Origin of the sequence: Mesorhizobium delmotii (assembly GCF_900149755.1) — a bacterium.
Taxonomy (GTDB): Bacteria; Pseudomonadota; Alphaproteobacteria; order Rhizobiales; family Rhizobiaceae; genus Mesorhizobium; species Mesorhizobium delmotii.
Genome location: NZ_FUIG01000056.1, coordinates 1 through 6,353 on the forward strand (window position 1 = coordinate 1; position 6,353 = coordinate 6,353).

The 6,353-nt window shown below is 58.1% G+C and carries 8 protein-coding genes; 4 read left to right on the plus strand and 4 right to left on the minus strand.

All coding sequences use genetic code 11. From position 1 onward, the window contains the following. Positions 1 to 253: 253 nt before the first annotated feature. Both BQ8482_RS30570 and BQ8482_RS30575 read right to left on the minus strand, forming a co-directional pair. Complete coding sequence (locus tag BQ8482_RS30570) at positions 254 to 697, minus strand: hypothetical protein (RefSeq protein WP_123150996.1); 444 nt, start codon at positions 695 to 697, stop codon at positions 254 to 256. A 4-nt stretch (positions 698 to 701) separates the two neighbouring features. Further along, positions 702 to 1,832 carry an ImmA/IrrE family metallo-endopeptidase gene (locus BQ8482_RS30575; protein WP_165848783.1) on the minus strand — a complete coding sequence of 377 codons (1,131 nt, stop codon included), beginning with the start codon at positions 1,830 to 1,832 and terminating at the stop codon, positions 702 to 704. Here BQ8482_RS30575 and BQ8482_RS30580 point away from each other — a divergent pair. After that, the gene (locus tag BQ8482_RS30580) at positions 1,832 to 2,332 is read left to right on the plus strand and encodes a hypothetical protein (protein ID WP_133254867.1); all 501 of its coding nucleotides are present in this window, start codon (positions 1,832 to 1,834) and stop codon (positions 2,330 to 2,332) included. The genes BQ8482_RS30575 and BQ8482_RS30580 overlap by 1 nt on opposite strands. A gap of 13 nt (positions 2,333 to 2,345) precedes the next feature. On the opposite strand, the gene BQ8482_RS30585 is transcribed toward BQ8482_RS30580, so the two are convergent. Beyond that, positions 2,346 to 3,074: a thermonuclease family protein gene (locus tag BQ8482_RS30585; RefSeq protein WP_123150999.1), complete on the minus strand. Its 729-nt coding sequence runs from the start codon at positions 3,072 to 3,074 to the stop codon at positions 2,346 to 2,348. Positions 3,075 to 3,383: 309 nt separating this feature from the next. Here BQ8482_RS30585 and BQ8482_RS30590 point away from each other — a divergent pair, with 309 nt between their 5' ends. Then, complete coding sequence (locus BQ8482_RS30590) at positions 3,384 to 3,596, plus strand: KTSC domain-containing protein (protein WP_123151000.1); 213 nt, start codon at positions 3,384 to 3,386, stop codon at positions 3,594 to 3,596. A gap of 1,103 nt (positions 3,597 to 4,699) precedes the next feature. On the opposite strand, the gene BQ8482_RS30605 is transcribed toward BQ8482_RS30590, so the two are convergent. Beyond that, positions 4,700 to 4,888 (minus strand): DUF3606 domain-containing protein, encoded by a 189-nt coding sequence (locus tag BQ8482_RS30605; RefSeq protein ID WP_123151003.1) that lies wholly within the window; start codon positions 4,886 to 4,888, stop codon positions 4,700 to 4,702. A gap of 174 nt (positions 4,889 to 5,062) precedes the next feature. Between BQ8482_RS30605 and BQ8482_RS30610 the strand changes: the two genes are divergently transcribed. Continuing rightward, positions 5,063 to 5,905 (plus strand): ATP-dependent DNA ligase, encoded by an 843-nt coding sequence (locus BQ8482_RS30610; protein WP_483237939.1) that lies wholly within the window; start codon positions 5,063 to 5,065, stop codon positions 5,903 to 5,905. Between the two features lie 58 nt (positions 5,906 to 5,963). Continuing rightward, complete coding sequence (locus tag BQ8482_RS30615; protein WP_123151004.1) at positions 5,964 to 6,194, plus strand: hypothetical protein; 231 nt, start codon at positions 5,964 to 5,966, stop codon at positions 6,192 to 6,194. Positions 6,195 to 6,353: the final 159 nt, after the last annotated feature.

A 6,353-nucleotide genomic window follows, 5' to 3' on the forward strand; every position in this document is an offset into this window, starting at 1 on the left:
CATTCCGCGATCGATTATCAATCGCCGGATGAATATGAAGCCGGCCTAATGCGATTGCGGCGGGAAGCCCCTGCGGCAATCTCAGAAACGGAGAACTGTTACTGATCTCTGTCTCACCCGAGGGGTGCACTTCACCATGTCTCCGGAATGAACTGTCACCCATCTCTCGGGAAGGGCACAGTCGCTTAGCTGGGCTTTCGAGCAAATCTGCCACTTGGTCCCACACCAATCTCCCACACAGCGCCAAATGCTGCTAGAAGCTGGTGACTTCCATAAAGGGGACTTTCAGGGCGGCACAGAGGCTTCTCATTGACGAGGAGTGGAGTCCGTTATCGCCGGATACAAGGTGGCATGGCGGCTTAGCGCCATTTTGCGCACAATGGACGAGCGCTATGACGGGGACCTTTTCGTTTGCGGCAGCGCTTAACCGATGCCCTGAGGTCATAAAGATTTCATTGAGTGCGCCAGCGGCGACGTATACATCGGAATCGAGTTCGACAATTTCGATGTCCGACTCCAATATTTCATCGGCCAAGCTTTTGTCGAAGATGCGAATCTGGTCGAAAACCTCTTTGGGTACCGCAATGCGTTCGACTGTGGCTCGTTGGAACAGAGCGGCTTTCAGGTTTCCGCCAGCTTCGCTAAAATAGAGACATGCCTCTAGATCCAGCACAAAATTGATACCGCTATAGGCCATGCCGTTATGGCCCCAGCCGGTTAACACCGATGGCGGCGATCTGCTTTATCGTACTTGGCTTCAGATTGGTGAGCCGGTACGCATCGAACTGAGAGATTGCCTTCCTGTCGACGGCGGCAGTGAGCATGTTAGGCAGAAGATATCCGAACCTGGCAATCTGCGAGCTGATCCCACCGCCCCCGCTGGTTTCCTCACCTTCATCTTCTTCTTCGATCATGGGGATTTTAGACGGCAGCGTCGCAGACCACGCCCCGTAAAAGCCTTTGCTCAAGTCCAGATCAGAGACGCGTAAGGCGCTCGCCTGCTTACTGGCGCCAAATCGTCTGGAAAGGATATCAACGACGGCCCTGGGATCCCTTCCCGCGACCCTTTTATAGGCTTGGGAAAATTCCTCTGCAGGCATCATGACCGAGGCAGTTACCGAGTTGCAGAATCTTTCAACCTGGTTGTTGAGAATGGCCGGGTCCGAAACTCCCGTTTTGCCAAGGAGCACATGCACTACTTCATGCATCAGTGTGAACAGCTTGGTAGCGGGCCGCTGTCCGGTTGTGTTCACGAAGATGATAGGAAAGTCACCGGGGGGAGAGTAACAAAACCCACGGAACGGGTCCGCTACCCTATCGCAGAGCACGATGATGCCTTTCCGCTCTAGCGATACACGCGTCTCTCTGAACGTCAGGGTCGGATCTACCGATCCGTCGGGGCGCTGGACGGGGACATAGAGCGATTTCAGTAGCTTTTGCGCGGTCGACTGCTGATTGATGGTCACGCTATTCGTATTGGCGAACCTGGTGCAGTCTTCGAACGCTTGGTCCGCCAGGTAGGCGGCGATAGAACGAGCGCGCGCGATTCGCGTCAGTCCTGCCGATGTAAGAACCGCTGGCCTGTTATTGGCGGTGCGAAAATCGGGCATATTGGCGTCGATTTTTACGTCTTTGGCGAACAGGAACTGGACCGGTACAGCCAGAGCGGAGGCAAGTGAGAACGCCACCCGCTTGCTCACATCGGTCGGGGTCGTTTCAATTTCGATCAGCAAATCTGGTCGGATATTCGCCTCAATCGCGACCGCTTCGATTGACAATCGTCGCGCGCCGCGGATGCTTTCGACGGCCGAAGGTCGGGGGGTAAGTTTCAATGGCATCTCAGTCGCTCGCAACAGAGTGTTTTCGGCTCAATGAGTTTTCCGGACTGCTTCAACTAGCATTCGGATTAAATTTGGCGCTGTCGATTTTCAAAGAGCTAGCCATTGTCCCTCGAGGCCCGCTTGCACGCCAGATCGCGGCAATCGAAACGTTAATCGCATCAAGAAAGGTGAGAAACCCCTCATCAGCCGGCAGCCTTCGGGCACGTTTGGAATCGGCAAAGCGAGAGATCGTAATCAATGACGATAGCTTGGCCACCTGGGTAACGTGTTGCGCGGCCGTCACATCCTTGTTCGGGCTGGCGGCCCTATATTGGTCGTTCTACGCTGCGGTGGACCAATCTTGCATGGGCGAGCCGCTTGCTCTCTTTACGACCATTGTGCATTTCGTTCCCCTCCCATTGGCTATTCTAATCCTCTACGCCAGAGCCCATTTTGTCTATAAAGACGTTTGGCAAAAGATCAATTTGCTTAAGCAAGATGCACTCGCATAACACTTGGCTGCCTCTAACACAGCGTCTCGCATGCCCTTCCGTCGCCATCGCGGTCCAGCCTGCCACCCCACGGACAGTTGCTGAGATACCACTGGGCTTCATCGCATGAGCTGATTTTCGAGCAAGTCCGCCGCGGCTGGCACGAGTAACTTTGCACTACCTGTCGGCTGATGATGCCGAGAGGCTGGCTGACGGCCGGTCGGGCATGGTCCGCTTGCTCAGCGCGCCAATCCCATGGCGCGTCGAACTCGCCAGCCCAAAGACCGACCTTCGCCGCCTTGGCCTTCGCCTGCTGCCCTGCATAGCCGCCTTGGCTGTAACGGGGCCAGTCGAGCGCCTGGCCGTTCTCCACCAGCCACGAGGCAACGCTTTTCCCGTCGGCCCGCGAGCAGTCGGCAACAAAGCGGCCGTAGCGGTCCCAAGCGACAAAAGTGCACCGGACCGGCCTCGAGGCTGCCAGGAAGGTGTCAAGGGCGGCGGCGGACTTCGCACCGCATTGGTAGCGGAAGCCCTTGGCGTCATCGCACTGTTGCGAGGCCTCCGGGGCGTCGATTCCACTGAAACGAATACGCTGTCCGCGGATTTCGATCGTGTCGCCGTCGATTACGGAAGCAACACCCGCTATCGGAGCGGGAGCCGGGCCGATCCATTTCACTGCTTCTTGGAAACCGTCGGTGTGCTGCAGGAAGTACTGTGTCGCGAATGCGGCCACTGCCGCGATGGTCACATACACCAGCCGCATCGGCACGCCCGAGAGTAGTCGCGCACGATACCGCCTTAAGCCAGCGCGCTTCCTCCACTGGCCAGACCGATTACTATATCGAGATTTGTCCAAGCCCCCGCTCCCTCGGGAACAATGCGTTCTTTGCTCCGGAGAGTCCAGTGGGCCTTCACGGTCGCGCGGACAGGTCCGTGGCAAGAGCGTTCGGCTTCGTGGTCATGAAGCCATTGACCTCGTGGTCGCCGGGACCACCTTCCTGGGCCTTGCGCACCCCCAACAAGGAACGCGACGGCCACCCGATCGTTGACGTCTTTTGGTCGAGCCGCCGTCATGCCATCCACCTCGATACGCAAAACGGAATACGATCCGGACAGCAGAATTCTTTCGGTGTGGCTCGTCGCCGGCGGCAAACGATACGAGTTTAAGGACGTCCCACCGGAGACCTTTGCCGCGTTCAAGGCCGCGTTTGCCAAGGGCCGCTTCTTCAACGACCACATCCGCAATCACTTCCGCTACCGTCTGGTTGGCCCCGCGGTCGACTGAGCAGCATCTGCGGAACTCTTTTGGCAGTGAGGCGGCTCATTCATCGCGGCTCCCCGGCCCAGCCCTTTGCGAGGCAAGGTCGGACATCGGAACGAAAGGCGGATTCGCGAATTCTACTGCTAGATAATCGGAATCGTCGCCCATGAGGCTCGCGACCCTCCACCTTGAAACTGCGAGATACGGCGACGTATATCGCGCCGCAAGGCTCGGGCGGCTGAGGCAGCAAATGATCCGGCACATCAAGCGCACTGACGCCTCGGCTCAAAAAGTCGAGCAAGCGCTGGCTAGTCTGGCCGAAGCAACCAGCACCCATGGACCGGCTCGCGCGGCATCAGTAGGGCCGCGCCTATGTGCGCTCACGCCCGACGACGTAAGGAACGAGGCTGCTGCCAAGGAGGAGGGGCTGCTACGCTACTCTACCTAGCGCTCGATAATTCCAACCGCCGGCTGGTAGACGCGTCGCGAGGGCGTGCATAGGTTTTCGGTTCACCGGACACACTACCCCCGCCCACACCCCTGTGCCTGGTGAACGACTGAGAAGTCTCGCCCGCGGTGCCGAAGGTGCGGCGGGCTTTTTTTGTTGTCCGAGATGTCCTGAATCGTATTAGTTGCGCAGAACGTTTTTGCCGGAGGGGGTGGTATGCCGATTATCGAAAGGCTAAAGAATTTGGCGTCTTCAGTGCATCCGAAGTAGCCCCGCTGGGCCGCGTGTTCGACCGGCTCAAGAGGGAGGCGACTCCGAACATCTACGTGAGGCTTTCGCGTTCCGGATCCTGGCACATTATACGGCCGGTATCACTGACGAGGACGAACTTGTCTCAGCGTCAAAGCTGCCGTTGGGTCGGTAGGCGCAACGCAAATAGGTCCTGCTTTCACCGCCTTTTTCGAGCGGAGGCCATCGATCCCGCGCATCGCGCCGGCTACTCATGAATCGAATTCCAGTCGAGTGTGGCCAGGCTGTTCGTGCCAAATAACTTGTCGAAGATCCCGCCGATCGACTGGCTGGCCGCAGGTTGGGCAGGAATAGAAATGCTCTCCCTCATCCTTCACGGGTTCGCCGTGCCGCGTGCCAGTGATCGGCGGCCCCAGGTCGGAAAGTTTGGTCATTGAGTCGGCATTGCCTTCGCGGCCTCAGTCAGAGTTGCCCGATCGCTGCCGTGCTCGCGGATAAGCTCGCGCACCTGCTCCGGCGTGATGTTGTTCTGCAGAGCGAAAAACCTCACCTCATAATCATCGTCCGCCGACACCTTGTTGCGATCCCGAAGATCGCGCTTGCCCTTATCATCCGCCATTTCGTCCTCCTGGTGGATTTCGATTAATGGGAACGCTGGCCGGCATGTTTTGTTTCCGCAGCCCTGCGGAGTCACGTACCGTTCACTCTGGCTAATATAAGCCTGGTGCCTAGAATCGAATAAGTGCGTAAAATTGTAAGTACCGGCGTCGGCCGGCTCGAGTTCATTCCGCCGATGATGCCTACCTTGGTAGCAAAGCCGCCCCAAGGCGATGACTGGATGCATGAAGCCAAATTCGACGGCTATCGCTCCCAGATCATCGTCGACGCCGGCGGTGCGCGGATTTTCACCCGCCGCGGACTCGACTGGACCTCCAAATACCGCGATCTGGTCGAGGCAGCCAAAGGTCTCAACGTACAGAACGCCATCGTCGACGGCGAAGTCGTCGTCTTGAATGAGGCTGGCCTTTCGGATTTTGCCGCGCTGCGCAAGGCAATCACCAGGCGCCAGCACGACCTCTATTTCGTCGCGTTCGATTTGCTGCATCTCAATGGCCACGACTTGCGCGACATGGCGCTAGAGGATCGGCGGGAAATCCTGGCCGGCCTTATTGGGTCTGACAGCCGCATCCAGTTCAGTGAGACAATGCCGGGAGAGGCTAATGCGATCTATCATCTGATCGACGCGGCCGGCCTGGAAGGGATGGTATCGAAGCGTCGGGACAGCAAATATCGCAGCGGCCCGACCACCAATTGGCTGAAAACAAAATCCTTCACCGAAAGCGAGTTTGAACTTCTCGGAGTTGAACGCGAGCGGGGCAAGCCGGCCTTCGCTCTGATGGCCGAGCCGGGGACCCGCAAATATGTCGGCAGTGCGTTCGTCAGCGTCAATCGCGAGATGCGCGAGCGGCTTTGGAAACGTGTCCAGGAACACGCCGGGCCACCGCCCAATGACATGCCAAAGCGGCCGGCGACGCAGTGGGTCAAGCCGGGGATCAAAGCCCGTGTGAAGCACCTCAGGGGCGAGGAAGACCTGAGGCACGCATCGCTGCAGGATTTTTGGGATGAAGGAATTTAATGCGCTCCGTCCGAGCGCCTAGCGCGAGGCAAGGGACGGGCGCTAAAAGGGAGGCCCTATGAAACGCAAGCCCAGTAAATCCGGATTCAACAAACTTCTCGACGTCGACACCACACTCCTATCAGCCGAGCCTTTGATCGGACTCCTCGAACTGGAGACCGACACCGGCACGATCGAGCTGGCTATGAATAGGACCTTGGCCGAGCAACTTCTATTTGCCATCGTTGAATTTCTCCAGGTAGGCAAGGGAGATGATGCCCCAACATTTGCGGTCGAGCGTTCGCAATAGGGTCGCCTGCTAGGCAGGGGGCAGCGCCGGCCCTGTCGAGTGCCACTGCACCCAGGGCGCGGGCCTCCCGGTCACTTCCTTCACTGTCTGGAGCAGCGTTTGGTTCAGCGCCACCAATGCCCTGCGATGATCGCAGCTAAAGCGTGTCGCGATTAATTG